Source organism: Streptomyces sp. NPDC051921 (genome assembly GCF_040680975.1).
In the GTDB taxonomy this organism is placed as follows: domain Bacteria; phylum Actinomycetota; class Actinomycetes; order Streptomycetales; family Streptomycetaceae; genus Streptomyces.
Genome location: NZ_JBFAXU010000001.1, coordinates 133,755 through 149,708 on the forward strand (window position 1 = coordinate 133,755; position 15,954 = coordinate 149,708).

A 15,954-nucleotide genomic window follows, 5' to 3' on the forward strand; every position below is an offset into this window, starting at 1 on the left:
TCGGGCGGGCCTCGCGGCCGGTCCGGGGCGTCAGGCCTTCGCCGCGCCGCCGCCTGCGCGCAGGGTGAGCGCGGCGGCCGCGGCGATCAGCGGGAAGACCGCGACGACGGCGAGCACGGTGGTCAGGTCCATCGACTTGACGAGCGCGCCGGCGGTGGCGCTGCCGACGCCGCCGCCCACGAAGAAGGTCAGGTTCAGCAGGCCCATCGCACCGCCGCGCAGGGCCGGCTCGACGTGCGCCGACATCAGGGCGGTGGTGATGACCTGGGTGACGGCGAAGCCGGCGAAGCCGAGCGAGGCACCGACCAGCAGCGGCGTCGGGTTGGTCGTGGCGGCCGTCAGGGCGAGCACCACGGCCATCGTGAGGGCGATCAGGCCGAGCATCACGGCACCGGCCTGCCCGCCGGCGAACTTGCCGGCGAAGCGGGACAGCACGGCGCCGACGGCCGCGCCGGGCAGCAGCCACGAGCCGACGGCCAGGACGCTCCAGCCGTGCCCGCCGACGAGGATCTGCGGCACCAGGTACATGGCGGCGAACAGGCCCGCATAGGCGCCGACGCCGGTGATCGAGGCGCGCAGGAACACGCTGTCCGCCACCAGGCGGCGCGGCACGAACGAGCCCTCGGTGGTCCGCACCCGCTGGATCAGGCCTCCCAGGGACACCACGAGCGCGACGGCGAGGGCGATCACCACCGAGGTGGACAGACCGAGCGAGTACGACTGGATGAGCAGCAGGAAGGACATGGCGGCGACGGTCAGCAGCGCCGCGCCCGGCAGGTCGAGCTTGCGCCCGCTGCCGGCCCGGACCGAGGCGGCGCGCAGGCACAGCGGCACCGCGAGCAGCGACAGGGCGGGCAGCACGAGGGCGATGCGCCAGGTCACCCACTGGGTGAACACGCCGCCGGCGAGGGTGGCGCTGGCGGAGAAGACGGCCATCGTGGCGCCGAACCCGCCCAGGACCTTGGGCCGGTCGGCCGGCGGCGCTCCCGCGGAGAGCGCGAGGGCGCCCGAGGTCATGGCGCCGGAGCCGGCGGCGAGCACGAAGCGGCCGCCGACGAGGACGCCGATGTTCGGGGCCAGCAGGCAGATCACGGTGCCGACGGCGAGCACGACGGAGCCGACGAGCAGCGAGGTGCGCACGCCCCTGGAGTCGGCGAGCCGGCCGAAGAGGGCGGTGCCGACGCCGAGCGCGAGCGCGTGGGCGGTGAGCACCCAGGCGGCGGTGGCCGGGGTGGCGTGCAGGGCCTTGGCGACGTCGGGCAGGGCGACGCCCGCGGCGGTGACGCCGAAGACGGCGGGCCCGAACAGGGCGCCGTAGCGGAGCCCGGCGGACCGGGCGCTGAGGACGGCGGCCGGCTGCCCGGAAGTGGTGGACACGGCCTGGTCGGTGGTCATGGGTCTCCTCCTACGGAGACGAGCGGGGGCGTGGGTCGGTGGGCGGGGGAAGGCTTCGGCTGCGCGCCGAGGTGTCGGGAAGGGGGCCGGGCCGGGCCCGTCCGGGGGTACGGGCCCGGCCCGGCCGGTGGAGCGGCTCAGGAGGCGTCGGGGAGCAGCGCGTGCCCGAGCCGGAACGTGTTGTGCGGGTCGTAGTGCTTCTTGACCTGGAGCAGCCGGGCGAAGGTCGCCCGGTCGAAGCAGTCGGGGGCGGAGCCGGCGGTGTCGGCCCCGGCGAGGAAGTTGAGGTAGCGGCGCCCGGTGGACCAGGCGGACAGCGGCCGGAGCACGACGTCCGGGGAGCCGGGCAGGGAGAGCGTGGACAGGGTGTACGCCCCGTCGCGGCCCACCGCGTTGGCCACGGCCGGCGGCCGGGACAGCGCCCCGCCGAGGTGCCGGAGCTCCACCATCGGGTCGGTGCAGGTGCTGTCCGGGCCGGCCGCGGTGAGCAGGGCGGCCAGGGCGTCCTCGTCGAACTCCCGCAGCACGGTGTTGCGTTCGTGGTACGGCAGCGGCTCGGTCGGGTCCTGGTGGATCTCGGCGACGTCGCCGTACGGCATCTCGGCGACGGTGTCGGCGAGCAGCGTGCCGGCCTCCCGCAGCGGGCGCAGCAGCTCCTCGCCGTCCTCCCGGCTGCCGGTGAACGCGATCCGGACGTGGGCGGCGAGTTCGCCGGCCGGGTGGTCGGGCACCTGGTGCAGACCGGGCAGCCGGAGCAGGGCCACGGAGGAGGTCAGGGCCTCGGGCACGGTCCGCGTCCAGCCCCGCCAGGCGTCGAGCACGGCCGCGGCCTCGGTGCCGGGGAAGTAGAGGCCGCCGCCGTAGAGCCGGGCGACGGGGACCAGACGGAACTCCAGGGCGGTGACGATGCCGAAGTTGCCCTTGCCGCCGCGCAGCGCCCAGAACAGGTCACCGTCGGCCTCGGGGGTGACCGTGCGGTGCCGGCCGTCGGCGGTGACCAGGTGCACGCGGGTGACGTGGTCGGCCGCGTAGCCGTACAGCCGGCCGAGCGGACCGAGACCGCCGCCGAGGGTGTAGCCGACGACGCCGACCAGGTGCGAGGAGCCGTTGAGGGGTGCGAGGCCGTGGTACGCGGCGGTCGCGATGACCTGGTGCCACTGGGCGCCGGCCTCGACGCGGGCGATCCGGGCGACGGGGTCGACGGCGACGGCGTTCATCCGGTGGGTGGTGATCAGCAGGGCGTCCTCGGCGGGGGCGGCGATGCCGTGGCCGGTGGCCTGTACGCCGACGGGCAGCCCGAGTTCGGTGGCGACGCGGACCGCGGCGACGACGTCCTCGGCGGCGACCGCGCCCACCACGATCGCCGGGTGGTGCCGGTCGATCCGGTTGAAGCCGTCGAGCTCGGCCTCGTACCCCGGGTCGTCCGGGAGGAAGACCTCGCCCTTCACCTCGGAGACGAGCCGGTCCACCGCGCTGTCCGGGATGACGGAGTACTGAGGCTGGCGAGCCATGGACGGCCCCTCTCTCTGCGTACGGCCCTTGAGTGCCGTGCCTGGATGCGCCCCGAGTCTTTCCGTGGCGCGCGGGGCGCCCCATCCCCTGCGGAGGAGGGACTTCGCGCCGGCCGCCCCCCTCAGCTGAGGGGGGAAGCCGGTCAGTGGCGGATGCGGCCGGCGGCGGCCGGCTGCCCGAAGAGGAGGGCCTCGTCCGGGCAGGGGTGCTGGGCGGGGGCGTCGAGAAGCCCGCCGCGGTCGGTGGTCGTCTTGTCGGTGGCGCCGAGGATCAGGCTCTCGATCGACTGGAGCCGTTCGCCCGGCACGATGCCGAGCTCGTCGCGGAAGCGGCGGTGGGTGTCGCGGAACAGCGCGAGGGCGTCCGCCGTCCGGCCGGAGCGGTAGAGGGCGATCATCAGCTGGGCGATGAGCGTCTCGCGGAACGGGTGCTCGGAGACGTGGTGGGTGAGCTCGCCGAGGACCCGGCGGTGGTAGCCGAGCCGCAGCTCCAGCTCGTAGCAGTCCTCCAGGGCGGAGTGGTAGTCCTCGTGGTACTTGAGCGCCACCGTGTCCAGGAGCGGGCTGCCGAGCCCTTCGCCGAGAGGCCCCCGCCACAGGGCGAGGGCCTCTCGGTAGAGCAACGCCAGTTCGAGGTCGGGGCGGTCGGCCGCCTCGCCTCTGGCCCGGGATATCAGCTGCCCGAAGCGGTGCAGGTCGATGCCGGACTCCGGGGTCCGCAGCCGGTAGCCGGTCTTGTGGGTCTCGATGGTCGCGGCGACGTCGCCGGACGCGAACTGACGGCGCAGCGAGGAGACGCAGATGCGGATCTGGCTGCGGGCGGTGGCGGGCGGCGCGTCGCCCCAGATGGCCCGGATGAGGCGGTCGACGCCGACCACCCGGTTGCCCTCGAGCAGCAACATCGTCAGCAATATGCGCTGCCGGTTTCCGCTGAGCTTCACCTCGCCGTCCGCACCGTGCACGACAAGGGCTCCCAAGGCGAGAAAAGTCGCCGGTTCTCTGGTCATGGATCTTCCCCCAAGATCGGATTGCCGGTGGAATTGGCCGTTGGTCTGACGGCCGCTCACCAGCTGGGCAGCAACTTTATTCCCCAGCCTTCCGGCGCAGCCAGCCTATGGCTGATTTCCCTACCCAAAGATGTCAATTCGTCGAGAACCCGGGCGCGGTCGAGCGTTCCGACGTCGAGGGCCCGCAGACCCGATCGATTGGCCAGCTCGATCACCCGGATCTTGGCCGATTCGTCGTCGGCGGCGACGAATATGTCGACGGGATGCCCGTCGATCAGGCCACGGTAGATCGACTCCGCGTCACCGGCGGCGCAGGCCCGTACCCAGGAGGCGCCGGGCACCGCCGCCGTCAGGTCGCCCATCTCGGTGCCGTACGGCTCGGCGCCGTACCCCCCGGTCGCGCACCCGCCCGTCCCGTACGCCTCGGTCCGTGGGGCGGTCACCTCCACGAGCACCTTCCCCGCCAGGAGTCGGCGGTGGGAGCGCAGGAATTCCAGGGACTCGGCCCGGTCCACGGCGAGGATCACCAGCCCCGGACGCAGCGCGGCCCGGACGGTCGCGGCCTCGACGACCCCCGTGGTTCCGGCCATCGCCTCGCGGGCCACCCGGTGCGCCCGGCCGACGCTGCGGTCGGCGAGCCGCACGGCCGATCCGGCCAGTGCCGCACGGCGGGCCATGGCCCTGCCCATCCCGCCCGCGCCGATGATGCCCACTCTCATACGCCCACCGCCTGCCGAGAAGTCGCTGTCCGAAAGAGCTTCGTGGAGTCCCGTCGGAGCCCTGCCGAAATGCGTGCGGGGGAATTCTCCCGCAGGGGCCGCTCCGTTTCATCCCCCCTTTCGGGGGGTTGCCGGAGAGCCCGTTCACCCTTCAAATGGGCGCTCTCGCGACGGCTTAATCCCGTGGTCACCTCACCACCGATTCACCCCCCTCAAGTGAGGGGTTGGCGCCCGGCCCGCATCCTGTCAGGATCAAGGGGTGACCAGTGCCGGACGCGTTTCGCGTGCTTCCCGAATCGAGATCGGTCGCGCCGAGCTGCTCGCGCGGGCCGCAAAGAGCGACGACGCCCTCGGTATGTTCGCCGAGGCGTCCCACCACGTCCGCCGGCTCGTTCCGTACGACGCCGCCGTCTGGCGCGTCACGGACCCGGAGACCGGCATGATGGCCGCGCCCATCCGCGCCGAGAACCTCGACGAGCACGGCTGCGCCGTCTACTGGGAGACCGAGCTCTTCACCGAGAACGTCAACCTGTTCCGCGACCTCGCTCAGGCGAAGGTGCCGGTGGCGGGCCTGCGCGAGGCCACCGGCGACCTGCCGGCCCGCAGCAGCCTCTACCACTCCTTCATGAAACCCCGGGGCCTGCAGGACGAGTTACGGGCCGTGCTGCGCGTCGGCGGGCGCCCGCACGGCCACATCAGCCTCTTCCGCGCCCACGGCCGGCCCGCCTTCGGACCCGCCGAGACCCGGCTGGTCGAGAGCCTGGTCACCCCGCTCGCCCGCCGGCTGCGCTCCTTCGCCGGCACGGCCCCGCAGCCGCTGCCGGACTCCCCGCACGGCCCCGGCCTGCTCCTCTTCGACGCCTCCGGCGCCCTCCTCTCGGCCAACGACGACGCCCGCGCCCATCTCGCGGACCTCCCCGAAGGCCCCGCCATCGCCGCTGCCGGACTCCGCGTGCCCGCCTGGGTCCAGGCCACCGCGCTCAAGGCCCGCGCCATCTCCCAGGACCGCGACCGCGGTCACGCCCGGGTGCGGGTGCGCACCCGCACCGGGCACTGGCTCGTCTGCCACGCCTCCTGCCTGCGCGAGGCGGACGGACGCCTCGGTGCCTCGGCGGTGGTGATCGAGCCGGCCAAGACCTCCGAGATCGTGCCGCTGATCGTGGACGCCTTCGAACTGACCGAGCGGGAGACCGAGGTGACCCAGTGCATCGCGCGCGGGCTGCCCACCGGGAAGATCGCCGAACAGCTGCACCTCTCCCCGCACACCGTCCGCGACTACATCAAGGGCGTCTTCGAGAAGGTCGGCGTCTCCAGCCGCGGCGAGCTCGTCGGCAAGCTCTTCACCGAGTACTACGCGCCGTTCGCGGAGAAGGGGATCGTCCGCGTCCACGGCGAATGAGCGCCGTCCGCAGGGGAGTTGGTCCCCGTTTTCCCTCGGTTTCCCCGAAAGGGATGTGTCCTGGGTCACGTTCCAGTTGAATGAGGCCGGGGGGTGCCCGGATGAGTGGCTCTGCGAGTGACACGGCTGATACGGCGAGGGTTCCCGGGGTGCCGGGAGCGGACCTCCTCGCCGCCCTGCTGGACGGGATGGACGCGGCGCTGTGCGCGCTCGACGCGTCCGGGACCGTCACCCACTGGAACCGCGAGGCCGAACGGATCCTCGGCTGGACCGCCGGCGAGGCCGTCGGCCGGCACGGCTTCGACGGCTGGGCGGCCCGCAGCGCCGACGCCGCGGAGGTCCTGGCCCGGCTGCTGCGCGCGATGACCGCGCCGGGCCGCCAGGTCCACGAGTTCGCGATGCTGCGCAAGGACGGCGGCCGGGTCCTGGTCCGCACGCAGACCGCCGGCGTACGCGCGGCCGACGGCCGACCGGCGGGCGTCTACTGCGCGTTCAGCGAGGTCCACACCCAGATCGACCTGGAACGCTCCCTCGCCCTGAGCGAGGCCCTGTTCACGGACGCCGCCTGGGGCGTCGTGCTCGTCGACGTCGACCTGCGGCCCGCCGTCGTCAACGGCTACGCGGCCCGCGCCCTCGGCACCGCCCGCGGCTCGCTCCTCGGCCGCCCGCTCGGCGAACTCGTGACCCAGGGCGTCGAGGAGCTGGAGAGCGCCCTCCACCACGTCCTGGCCTCCGGCGCCCCGCCCGAGCCGGCCGACGTCTGGGTGACCCTGCGCGGCGCCCGGGGCGAACGCCGCCGGTGCTGGCGCTGCGGCTTCGTCCGCCTCGCCTCCCCGCTGGCCGAGGAGCCCGAGCCCGTGCCGCTCGGTGTCGGCTGGCTCTTCCAGGACGTCACCGAGACCCGCCTCGCCGAACAGGACGCCGACCGGCTGCGGTTCCGCTGGAGCCAGCTGCACCGTGCGAGCGCCGCCGCCGCGGAGTGCGAGGACCCGGTCCGGGCCGCCGCCGTCCTCCTCGACTTCGCCCTGGCCGGCTTCGCCGACCACGTCCTCGTCGACCGCGCCACCCCCGAGGGCCGCCTGGTCCGCACCCTCGCGAGCCCCACCGGCGCTCCCGGCCCGGTCGCCCCCGTCGCCAGCGGCGGCATCCCGCTCCGCTACCCCACGACCCACCCCGCCCTCCAGGCCCTCGGCCGCCAGGGCCCCACCCGCGCCAGCGCCACGCCCGGCAGCCCCCGCTGGTCCACCGACCGCCTCTGGCCCCCCGACACGGCGCACGCCCTCTGCCTCCCCCTCCGCACCCGCGCCCGCACCCTCGGCATCGCCACCTTCCTCCGCACCCCGTCCCGCCCGGCCTTCGAACGCGAGGACGCGGTCTACGCGGAGACGGTGGCGTCCCGGGTGGCGGCGGCGCTGGACCTGGGCGACGCGCTGGGCGTGGCGCGGGACTGAATCCGCCGCGAGCGGTGTCGGTCCTCTGTGCGATCATGCGGCGGAACTCCGCGACGACGATCGCGACGACGTACCTCCTGGGGGGACCGGGACATGCCACAACCGTCAGGTACGGTGCCGCGATCCGCGCCGTACACCGCTCTGCTCGCCACGCTCACGCTCGTGCTGTCGCTGCTGCTCCCGATCCTGCCGATCGGACCGGCGGGCGCGGCCCGGGCGGCGGACGCTCCGGACTTCACGGACTGCGTGACCGTGCCCGTGAACGCCTACGGCTCCGCGCCGACGGCCGCGGAGTCGGCCGGGAACTGCAAGGAGTTCACCACGCCCACCACGGGCCCGTACGACGTGTTCGGCGTAGCGGGCGCGGCGCGTACCCGGCTCACGGTGTACGACGCGACGGGCGCGGCCGTGTGCGCCGCCGAGGGCGAGTGCCGGCTGACGGCCGACAGCACCTACCGCGTGATCACCGCCGACCTGACGCTGATCCTCGACCGGTCCTCGCAGCTGGGCTGTGTCGCGGCGGAACCCGGTGCCCTCCAGGGCGCGATCGAGGCGGCCGGGGCCGTCGACTGCCTGACGCTGTCGCTCCCCGTGGGGGCTCACGTGGAGGCGCTCACCCCGCGTGGGTCCGACGACCTCGTGGAGGTCGTGGACGGAAGGGGCGCGAAGATCTGCGTGGCGGGCGGTCTGGCCGCCCGCACCTGCGAGCTGACCGGCCCCGCCCCGCACCGCGCGCTGGTCTCCACCGGCTCCGCCTACGCGCCGATCGGCGCGTACCGGCTGGCTCTCTACCGCACGGACGTGCCCAACGACTGCCCGGTCGTCCCGGACGGTGACTTCACGACGTCGAGCCCCAAGGCATCGGTCCCGGCCGGGGCGGACGTCTTCGCGTACTGCTTCACGATTCCGGCCGACGACCGGCCGAGGTCCGAGCTCGTCCGGACCGAGGCGCTCGACGGCGAATGGCTCTCCCTGAGCTCGGTCCAGGGCCATCCCACGAGGTACTCCTTCGCCGAGCACTCGGTCCTGGACGCACAGGGCGTGCGGGTCTGCGAGTCCACCTGCGCGCTGGCACCGGGCGCGGGCTACACCGTGCTCGTCCGCACCGTGCCGCAGGACGGGTTCTCGGCCGTACGCCGTGACCTGACCGGTGCGGCGCCGGGCTGCACGGCGCAGCCCGCGACCGCCGCGGGCGGTCCGTCGAAGGGCGGGCCCCTGGGCATCTCGGGCACGGTCAGCTGCCATCAGGTGACCACGGAAGACCCCGGCGACGTGCTGTTCCTCAACCTCCGGGGCGACTACGGGGCGGGAGCCACCGCGATCGACGAGGCCGGTCGGCAGACTTCCTGCTCGGCGGGCTGCAACGTCACCGGTTCCACGCGCTACGCGGTCGTCGTCGCCGCCCCGGTCTACCGGCCGAAGGCCGCCTACCGTCTCGACGCGGTCCGCATCGCCACCTCGGCGGGCCCGGCTCCCGAGTGCGCGAAGGTGCTGAGCCTCCGCGATCCCTACAAGCCGGCCGCGGGGGTCCTGGACGAGGAGCACACGGCCGTCTGCGCCGCCCTGGCCACCGTGTCCGACGACGACCTCGGGGTGTCGGTCAGGGACCCGGCGGGGACGGCGACCACGGCGGTCGCCTCGCTGTGGGACACCGGCTTGAACAACACGTGCCGCACCGATCAGCGACTCGGCTACCGCTGCGTGCTCGGAGAGCGGTCCGCGACGCCGGTGCCCGCCCCGACCGTCCTGGTGCTCGGGCTGCCCGAGGACGCGTCCCAGGTCGCGTACCGGGCCGAGGTCGCCTGCAACACGGACACCCGGACCCTCTGCGGCGGGGTGCCGGTGTCCGCCTCGTCGGTCACTCCGTCGTCCGCCCCGCGCAATTCGCTCGCGACGCTCACCGTGCACGGCACCTCGCTGAGCACGAAGGACACGGTCAAGCTCACCAAGGACGGGACGACGCTGTCGACCACGGGGGTCGCGGTCTCGCCCGACGCCACGTCCCTGACGGTGACGGTGGCACTGGGCACCGCCGTCGCCACCGGCGACTGGTCGGTGCGCGTCCACGCGCTCGGCCAGGCCTACACGGCCGGAACGTTCACCGTCACGCCGGCGGCCTCCGGCCTCGGTACCTTCCGTCCGATCGCCCCGCTCCGTCTGATGAACACGATGGCGGGCTGGGGCGTGCGGTCGGGCAAGGTGCGGGGCGGCGAGACGGTCACCCTTCAGGTGGCGGGCGTTTCCGGGATCCCGGCGACGGGGGTGTCGGCGGTCGTCATGAACGTGACGGCGGTGGCGCCGACGGCGGCCGGTTTCGTGTCGGTCTTCCCGGCGGGGACGGCGCGTCCGGCGACCTCGAACCTGAACTTCACGGCGGGGCGGACCATTCCCAACCTGGTCGTGGTGCCGGTGTCGGCCGACGGCAAGGTGAGTTTCTACAACCACGCCGGTTCGCTGGACCTGCTCGCCGACGTGTCCGGCTACTACGTCGACGACGGCTCGGGAGCCACGTACCGGCCCCTGGGGCCGGTACGCGTGATGAACACGATGGCCGGTCTGGGCGTGGCCCAGGGGAAGGTCGGCGCCGGCCGGACGGTCACCCTGAAGGTGACGGGCACCTCCGGGATCCCGGCCACCGGTGTCACGGCGGTCGTCATGAACGTGACGGCGGTGGCGCCGACGGCGGCCGGTTTCGTCTCGGTCTTCCCGGCGCTGTCCGACCGTCCGGCGACGTCGAACCTCAACTTCACGGCGGGGCGGACGATTCCGAACCTGGTCGTGGTGCCGGTGTCGGCGAACGGGGAGGTGAGCTTCTACAACCACAGCGGCTCCGTCGACCTGCTCGCCGATGTGGCGGGCTACTTCACCACCGACGGCACGGGCTCGGCCTTCGCGCCGATCGCACCGACGCGGCTGATGAACACCATGGCCGGGCTGGGGGTGGCCCAGGGGAAGGTCGGTCCGGGGAAGACGGTCACCCTGCAGGTCGCCGGCGTGTCCGGGATTCCGGCCTCCGGGGTCACCGCGGTCGTCATGAACGTGACCGCCGTGGCGCCGACCGCCAACGGGTACGTCTCCGTCTTCCCCGACGGGGCGCCCCGCCCGCCCACCTCGAACCTCAACTTCACCGCCGGGACCACCATCCCGAACCTGGTCGTCGTGCCCGTGGTGAACGGGAAGGCGAGTTTCTACAACCACGCGGGGTCCGTCGACCTGCTGGCGGATGTCGCCGGCTACTACGTGTCCTAAGACCTGCCGGCTACTACGTGTCCTAAGACCTGACAGAGAACGTGGGGGCCGCGGCGAGAACTCGCCGCGGCCCCCACGTTCGTTTCCGGTCTGCCTGGCCGGATCGGTCCCGCCGGATCGGTCCCGCCGGTGGTGTCGCGTCGGTGGTGTCGCGTGAGGGGTGTCGCGTGAGGGGTGTGCGTCCGGGGCGTGCGTCAGTGGCGGAAGAAGATGCGGTCGCCGTACTCCGTCATCACGCGGCCGTTCCACTCGTGTCCGCCGTCCACGTTCCCCGAGCGCAGCAGCGGCGGCTCGATGCCGCGGCGGACCAGGTCCTCGGCCGCCGCCGCCATCGTGGCCTGCATCAGGGCGCTGGTCACGACCGTCGACGCGGGCGCGAAGGGGGCCTCGATGCCCTCGTGGGTGAGCTCCGCGTCGCCGACGGCGATCCTGGAGTCGAGGACGATGTCGCAGTGGTCCTTCAGGTACGTGCCCGAGGCGTGCCGGGACTTCGTCTCCGTCGCGTACGCCACCGAGGTCACGCCGATCACGGTGAGCCCCAGGGCGCGCGCGTTCATCGCCATCTCGACGGGCAGGGCGTTGCGCCCGGACAGGGAGATGATGATCAGGACGTCGCCCGCCTTGGCGGGGGAGGAGTCCAGGACCGCGCCGGCCAGGCCGTCCACGCGCTCCAGGGCGGAGCCGAGGGTCGCGGGCATCACGTCGACGCCGACCACGCCGGGGACCGCGAGGAGGTTCATCAGGGCGAGACCGCCCGCGCGGTAGACCACGTCCTGCGCCGCGAGCGACGAGTGACCCGCGCCGAAAGCGAACAGGCGGTTGCCGTTCGCGACCGCCTCGGCGATGGCGGTCCCGGCGGCCGCGATCTCGTCCGCGTCCTCGTCCCGCACCTTCTGGAGCAGGCCGATCGCGGCGTCGAAGAACTGTCCGGCCAGCTTGCTCTCGCCCATGGCGGCGGCTCCTTCTCGTCGTGGTCGCGGATCACGGTGCGGTCTGGACCATTGCTCTGTCAATACCACCTCGCCCGGGCGCGCCCCGGTTGTCGGTGCGATGCGTAAGAATTGGTGCAGGGCCAGCGCACGACTCATCGAGGGGCACGTATGTCCGGACTGATCGACACCACGGAGATGTATCTCCGCACCATCCTTGAGCTGGAGGAGGAAGGTGTGGTCCCCATGCGCGCCCGGATCGCCGAACGGCTGGACCAGAGCGGTCCGACCGTGAGCCAGACCGTGGCCCGCATGGAGCGCGACGGCCTGGTGGCCGTCGCGAGCGACCGCCACCTGGAGCTCACGGACGAGGGCCGCCGCCTGGCCACCCGCGTGATGCGCAAGCACCGGCTCGCCGAGTGCCTGCTCGTGGACGTGATCGGTCTGGAGTGGGAGCAGGTGCACGCCGAGGCCTGCCGCTGGGAGCACGTGATGAGCGAGGCCGTGGAGCGCCGCGTCCTGGAGCTCCTGCGCCACCCGACGGAGTCGCCGTACGGCAACCCGATCCCGGGCCTGGAGGAGCTGGGCGAGAAGGCCGAGGCGGAGTCCTTCCTGGACGACTCGATGGTCTCGCTCGCCGACCTGGAGGCCGGCGGCGAGGGCAAGACCGTGATCGTCCGCCGGATCGGCGAGCCGATCCAGACGGACGCCCAGCTGATGTACACGCTGCGCCGCGCGGGCGTGCAGCCCGGCTCCGTGGTGTCGGTGACCGAGTCCCCGGGCGGCGTCCTGGTGGGCAGCAGCGGCGAGGCGGCCGAGCTCGACGCCGAGGTCGCGGCCCACGTCTTCGTCGCCAAGCGGTAGCGGGAGGCGGGCGAGCGGCGGACGGACGGCGGCCCGGTGGCGGCCGATCGACCCGGATCCGGGTCCGCCACTCGGCTCCCGGCCCGCTTTACGGCGGAATCGCCACGCCCGCGGCCCCTCCCGTGCCACGCTGGGGGGATGAGGGCCACCCTTCATACGGAGAACCCCGGCGCCTCCCGGCGCCGGGGTCCGTCCTCCCCTGTGCTGACCCGGAGCCCCGAGCTCCCAGGGTCATTCCCCTCGGACCGTTTTCCCCGAGCGGTCCGCCTCCCGCTGAAGATCTCCCCTCGGCAGCAGCCGTCAATCCTTGAGCGCTGTCACTCGAACGTGGGGTGTTGAGTGGCAGAAGGGCATTTTCGAATACGGGTTCGATAGTCTGGCGCAGTTCCACGAGGCAGTTCCACGAGGCAGTTCCACGAGGCAGTTCCACGGGGTCAACCACGGGGCCATGGAAAGAGGGGGTGCCGAGCAGCATGGTGCGACGACTCGACGTCACGGGAGCCGACGGCGTACGCCTGGCGGCCTGGGACTTCACGGAACAGACCGCCCCGCAGTCCGGGCCCGGCGTCTTACTGCTGCACGGTCTGATGGGCAGCGCCTCCCACTGGGCGCCCGCCGCCCGCCGGCTCGCCCCGTGCCACCGCACCGTCGCCCTGGACCAGCGGGGGCACGGGCGCAGCGAGAAGCCCGCCACCGGCCCCTTCACGCGCGAGGCGTACGTGGCCGACGCGATCGCGGCGGTCGAGGGGCTCGGCCTCGGCCCCGTCACCCTGGTCGGACACTCCATGGGCGCGCTCACCGCGTGGCAGCTCGCCGCCGAGCGGCCCGACCTCGTCCGCGCCCTCGTCATCTGCGACATGCGGGCCTCCGCCCTCGGCGCCGCCTCCCAGCGGGAATGGCAGGACTGGTTCCGCCGCTGGCCCGTCCCCTTCGCCTCGCTCGACGCCGTCCGCCAGTGGTTCGGCGAGGACGACCCCTGGGTGGAGCGCCCCCGCCCGGCGCGCGGTGCGTTCTTCGCCGAGGTGATGACCGAGCGGCCGGACGGCTGGCGGCCCGCCTTCGACCCGGACCAGATGCTGACCTCCCGCGAGACCTGGGTCCACGACGCCCACTGGGACTCCCTCGCCCAGGTGCGCTGCCCCACCCTCGTCGTCCGCGGCCTCGACGGCGAACTGGGCCGAGCCGAGGCCCAGGAGATGGTCCGTGTCCTCCCGCACGGCGCCTACGCGGAGATCCCGGACGCGGGCCACCTCCTCCACTACGAGCACGCGGACGCCTGGTGGGAGGCGGTGGAGCCGTTCCTGAACGGCGCCCTCACCTCGTGACGCCCGCCGGGCCGGGCCCCACCGCCCGGAGGCCCGGCGGGACCCCGCCCGCACCCGAGCGCGTCCGTCCGCGCCGATCCGGCCGGGCGCGCCGAGCCCACGAGGCCGGCCGTTCTCGTGTGTTCACCGCCCGGTCGCCGTGCCCGGCCGAAAACCGCACGGGCGAACCGGCCATTCCCCTCACTCTCCGTTGACGGACCGTCACGCAGCCGCTGAGCTTTGCGTGTCCATGTCAGCAACGGAGATCGAGGTATCACGTGTCGGGCCTACGTCACAGACGTTCCCTCGCTGCGGGCATCGCCGCCGCGGCCGCCCTGCTCCTGTTCCCCACCGCTGCTCATGCCGGTCAGGCGCCCGCCGAGGCACCGGCCCCCGTCGCCTCCCAGGCCGTCGAGCACGCCGTCCCGTCCGGCGCCGCGGCCCGTACGGCCCGGTACTGGACTCCCGAGCGGATGGCGAAGGCCGTCCCGGCGGAGCCGGTCGGCCGCAGCAGCGTCCGCACGACGTCAGCGCCGCAGCGGCCCACCGGGCCCGCGGTCACCGGCTCCGACCCGGTGCCCGGCACCGTGACGGCCCCGGGCGGCATCAAGATCGCGGTCACCGCGACCCGGGTCGTCGGCAAGGTCTTCTACAGGGGCTCGGACGGCGTCGACTACGTCTGCTCCGGCTCGGCCGTCAACAGCGCCAACAAGAACATGGTGTTCACCGCCGGCCACTGCGTGCACGGCGGTCCGGGCAAGTCCTGGTCGTCCAACTGGCAGTTCGTGCCGTACTACGACCACGGCAGCCGGCCCTACGGCACCTGGTGGGCCGAGACCCTCGTCGCGTTCAACGGCTGGACGCAGAGCGGCAACTTCGGGTACGACCTCGGCATCGTCATCACCTCGCCGAACTCCAGCGGCGAACTCGTCAACGCCGTCGGCGGCCTGGGCCTCCAGTGGAACCAGTCCAAGGACCGCTACATGACCGCCATGGGCTATCCGCAGGCCCCGCCCTTCGACGGCCAGTGGCAGTACTACTGCGCCGCGACCACCTCCCAGCGCAGCATCTTCACCACCGACCAGATCAAGATGCCGTGCAACATGACCGGCGGATCGAGTGGCGGTCCCTGGATCTACGGCAAGGACGACAACGTCTACTACAGCGGCTGGGTCAACGGCGTGAACAGCAACGTCAACGACAAGAACAACCCGACCGAGATGCGCTCGCCGTACTTCGCGACCTGGGTCGGCGACGCGTTCAACAAGTACTCGACCTACTGACGGTCTCCCGACAGGCGGTGTTCCATGACGCGGTCCGCGTACGGCAGGTACGGCAGGTACGGCAGGTACGGCCCGTTCGGCACGTTCGGTGTCGTCACCGTGGTGCTGCTGCTGTGCACGCTGGCCGCGTGCGGGGACGAAGGGGCCGGCGGTCCCGTACCGGAGGAGGAGCGGCCATGTCCGTCCTCCTCCGGTACGCCCGCGGCCGCCGAGCCGCCCGGCGACCCCACCCCGTCCGTCTCTCCCGGCGACAGCCGGACCCACGCGGTGGATCCGCGCCGCGACTGCCTCATCGAGAGCGGGGTCCCGGACATGCCGGTGGACCCGTGAGCCGGCCGGTTCGCGCAGCGCCGTCAGAAGGCGAAGACCGTGCTCTCGCCCGTACGCGCCCGCAGCTCGCACGGGTTGCCGTAGTTGGCCGACCAGCGGACGCGCTTGCCCTGCCAGACGCCCTCGCCGGTGACCGAGACGGGGTTCCACTCGCGGGTGCAGGGGCGGTTGCCCGGTAAGGCCTGCAGGCGGGCGAAGTCACCGCCGACGGCCGACAGTTCGGCGCAGGCCGCGACCGGGTCGGGGTGGCTGCCGGAGGCGCCGGGGGCGCAGGCGAGGGTGACCGCGCGGACGACCGTGGCGGTGGCCGGGCGCTGGCCCTTGCCGACGGTGAGGACGAGCGCCGAGGGCGCGTACAGGCCCGTCGGCGCGGCCTGGGCCGTGCCGGTGCCGGTGATCGCGGTGCCGATGAGGGCGAGGCCGCTCGCGGTGGCGAGCGCGGTGGCGCCGAATGCGCGGAAGTAACGCACGGGGATTCCCTTTCGCTTGTGTGGCTGCGGGTGCGGATGTGCA

The 15,954-nt window shown here is 73.2% G+C and carries 13 protein-coding genes; 7 read left to right on the plus strand and 6 right to left on the minus strand.

The window, feature by feature from the left end; all coding sequences use genetic code 11:
- Window positions 1–30 precede the first annotated feature (30 nt).
- From AB0M16_RS00660 to AB0M16_RS00675, 4 genes are all read right to left on the minus strand, one after another.
- Window positions 31–1,395, minus strand: coding sequence for an MFS transporter (locus tag AB0M16_RS00660; protein ID WP_365337232.1), 1,365 nt, complete (start codon window positions 1,393–1,395; stop codon window positions 31–33).
- Window positions 1,396–1,532: 137 nt separating this feature from the next.
- On the minus strand, window positions 1,533–2,906 hold the full coding sequence (locus AB0M16_RS00665; protein WP_365337234.1) for an FAD-binding oxidoreductase: 1,374 nt from the start codon (window positions 2,904–2,906) through the stop codon (window positions 1,533–1,535).
- A 143-nt stretch (window positions 2,907–3,049) separates the two neighbouring features.
- Complete coding sequence (locus tag AB0M16_RS00670) at window positions 3,050–3,913, minus strand: AfsR/SARP family transcriptional regulator (RefSeq protein ID WP_365337236.1); 864 nt, start codon at window positions 3,911–3,913, stop codon at window positions 3,050–3,052.
- Window positions 3,914–3,969: 56 nt separating this feature from the next.
- On the minus strand, window positions 3,970–4,632 hold the full coding sequence (locus tag AB0M16_RS00675; protein WP_365337238.1) for an NAD(P)-binding domain-containing protein: 663 nt from the start codon (window positions 4,630–4,632) through the stop codon (window positions 3,970–3,972).
- A gap of 259 nt (window positions 4,633–4,891) precedes the next feature.
- Between AB0M16_RS00675 and AB0M16_RS00680 the strand changes: the two genes are divergently transcribed.
- The 3 genes from AB0M16_RS00680 (at window position 4,892) to AB0M16_RS00690 (ending at window position 10,731) form a co-directional block, all read left to right on the plus strand.
- Window positions 4,892–6,031 (plus strand): helix-turn-helix transcriptional regulator, encoded by a 1,140-nt coding sequence (locus tag AB0M16_RS00680; protein ID WP_365337240.1) that lies wholly within the window; start codon window positions 4,892–4,894, stop codon window positions 6,029–6,031.
- A gap of 101 nt (window positions 6,032–6,132) precedes the next feature.
- Window positions 6,133–7,482 carry a PAS domain-containing protein gene (locus AB0M16_RS00685; protein ID WP_365337242.1) on the plus strand — a complete coding sequence of 450 codons (1,350 nt, stop codon included), beginning with the start codon at window positions 6,133–6,135 and terminating at the stop codon, window positions 7,480–7,482.
- Between the two features lie 114 nt (window positions 7,483–7,596).
- Complete coding sequence (locus AB0M16_RS00690) at window positions 7,597–10,731, plus strand: hypothetical protein (protein ID WP_365337244.1); 3,135 nt, start codon at window positions 7,597–7,599, stop codon at window positions 10,729–10,731.
- Between the two features lie 194 nt (window positions 10,732–10,925).
- On the opposite strand, the gene AB0M16_RS00695 is transcribed toward AB0M16_RS00690, so the two are convergent.
- Entirely contained in the window at window positions 10,926–11,681 is a 756-nt protein-coding gene (locus AB0M16_RS00695) for an SIS domain-containing protein (protein ID WP_365337246.1), read from the minus strand.
- Window positions 11,682–11,831: 150 nt separating this feature from the next.
- Here AB0M16_RS00695 and AB0M16_RS00700 point away from each other — a divergent pair, with 150 nt between their 5' ends.
- The 4 genes from AB0M16_RS00700 to AB0M16_RS00715 all read left to right on the plus strand — a co-directional run bounded on the left by AB0M16_RS00700 (window position 11,832) and on the right by AB0M16_RS00715 (window position 15,441).
- A complete protein-coding gene (locus AB0M16_RS00700) occupies window positions 11,832–12,524 on the plus strand; it encodes a metal-dependent transcriptional regulator (protein WP_046906584.1) in 693 nt (230 codons plus the stop codon).
- Between the two features lie 473 nt (window positions 12,525–12,997).
- Window positions 12,998–13,849: an alpha/beta hydrolase gene (locus tag AB0M16_RS00705; protein WP_365337248.1), complete on the plus strand. Its 852-nt coding sequence runs from the start codon at window positions 12,998–13,000 to the stop codon at window positions 13,847–13,849.
- A gap of 257 nt (window positions 13,850–14,106) precedes the next feature.
- Window positions 14,107–15,111 carry a hypothetical protein gene (locus tag AB0M16_RS00710; protein WP_365337250.1) on the plus strand — a complete coding sequence of 335 codons (1,005 nt, stop codon included), beginning with the start codon at window positions 14,107–14,109 and terminating at the stop codon, window positions 15,109–15,111.
- A gap of 24 nt (window positions 15,112–15,135) precedes the next feature.
- Window positions 15,136–15,441, plus strand: coding sequence for a hypothetical protein (locus AB0M16_RS00715; RefSeq protein ID WP_365337252.1), 306 nt, complete (start codon window positions 15,136–15,138; stop codon window positions 15,439–15,441).
- Window positions 15,442–15,464: 23 nt separating this feature from the next.
- Here the strand turns inward: AB0M16_RS00715 and AB0M16_RS00720 are convergent, their stop codons facing one another.
- Window positions 15,465–15,851 carry a subtilase-type protease inhibitor gene (locus tag AB0M16_RS00720; RefSeq protein WP_365337919.1) on the minus strand — a complete coding sequence of 129 codons (387 nt, stop codon included), beginning with the start codon at window positions 15,849–15,851 and terminating at the stop codon, window positions 15,465–15,467.
- Window positions 15,852–15,954 lie beyond the last annotated feature (103 nt).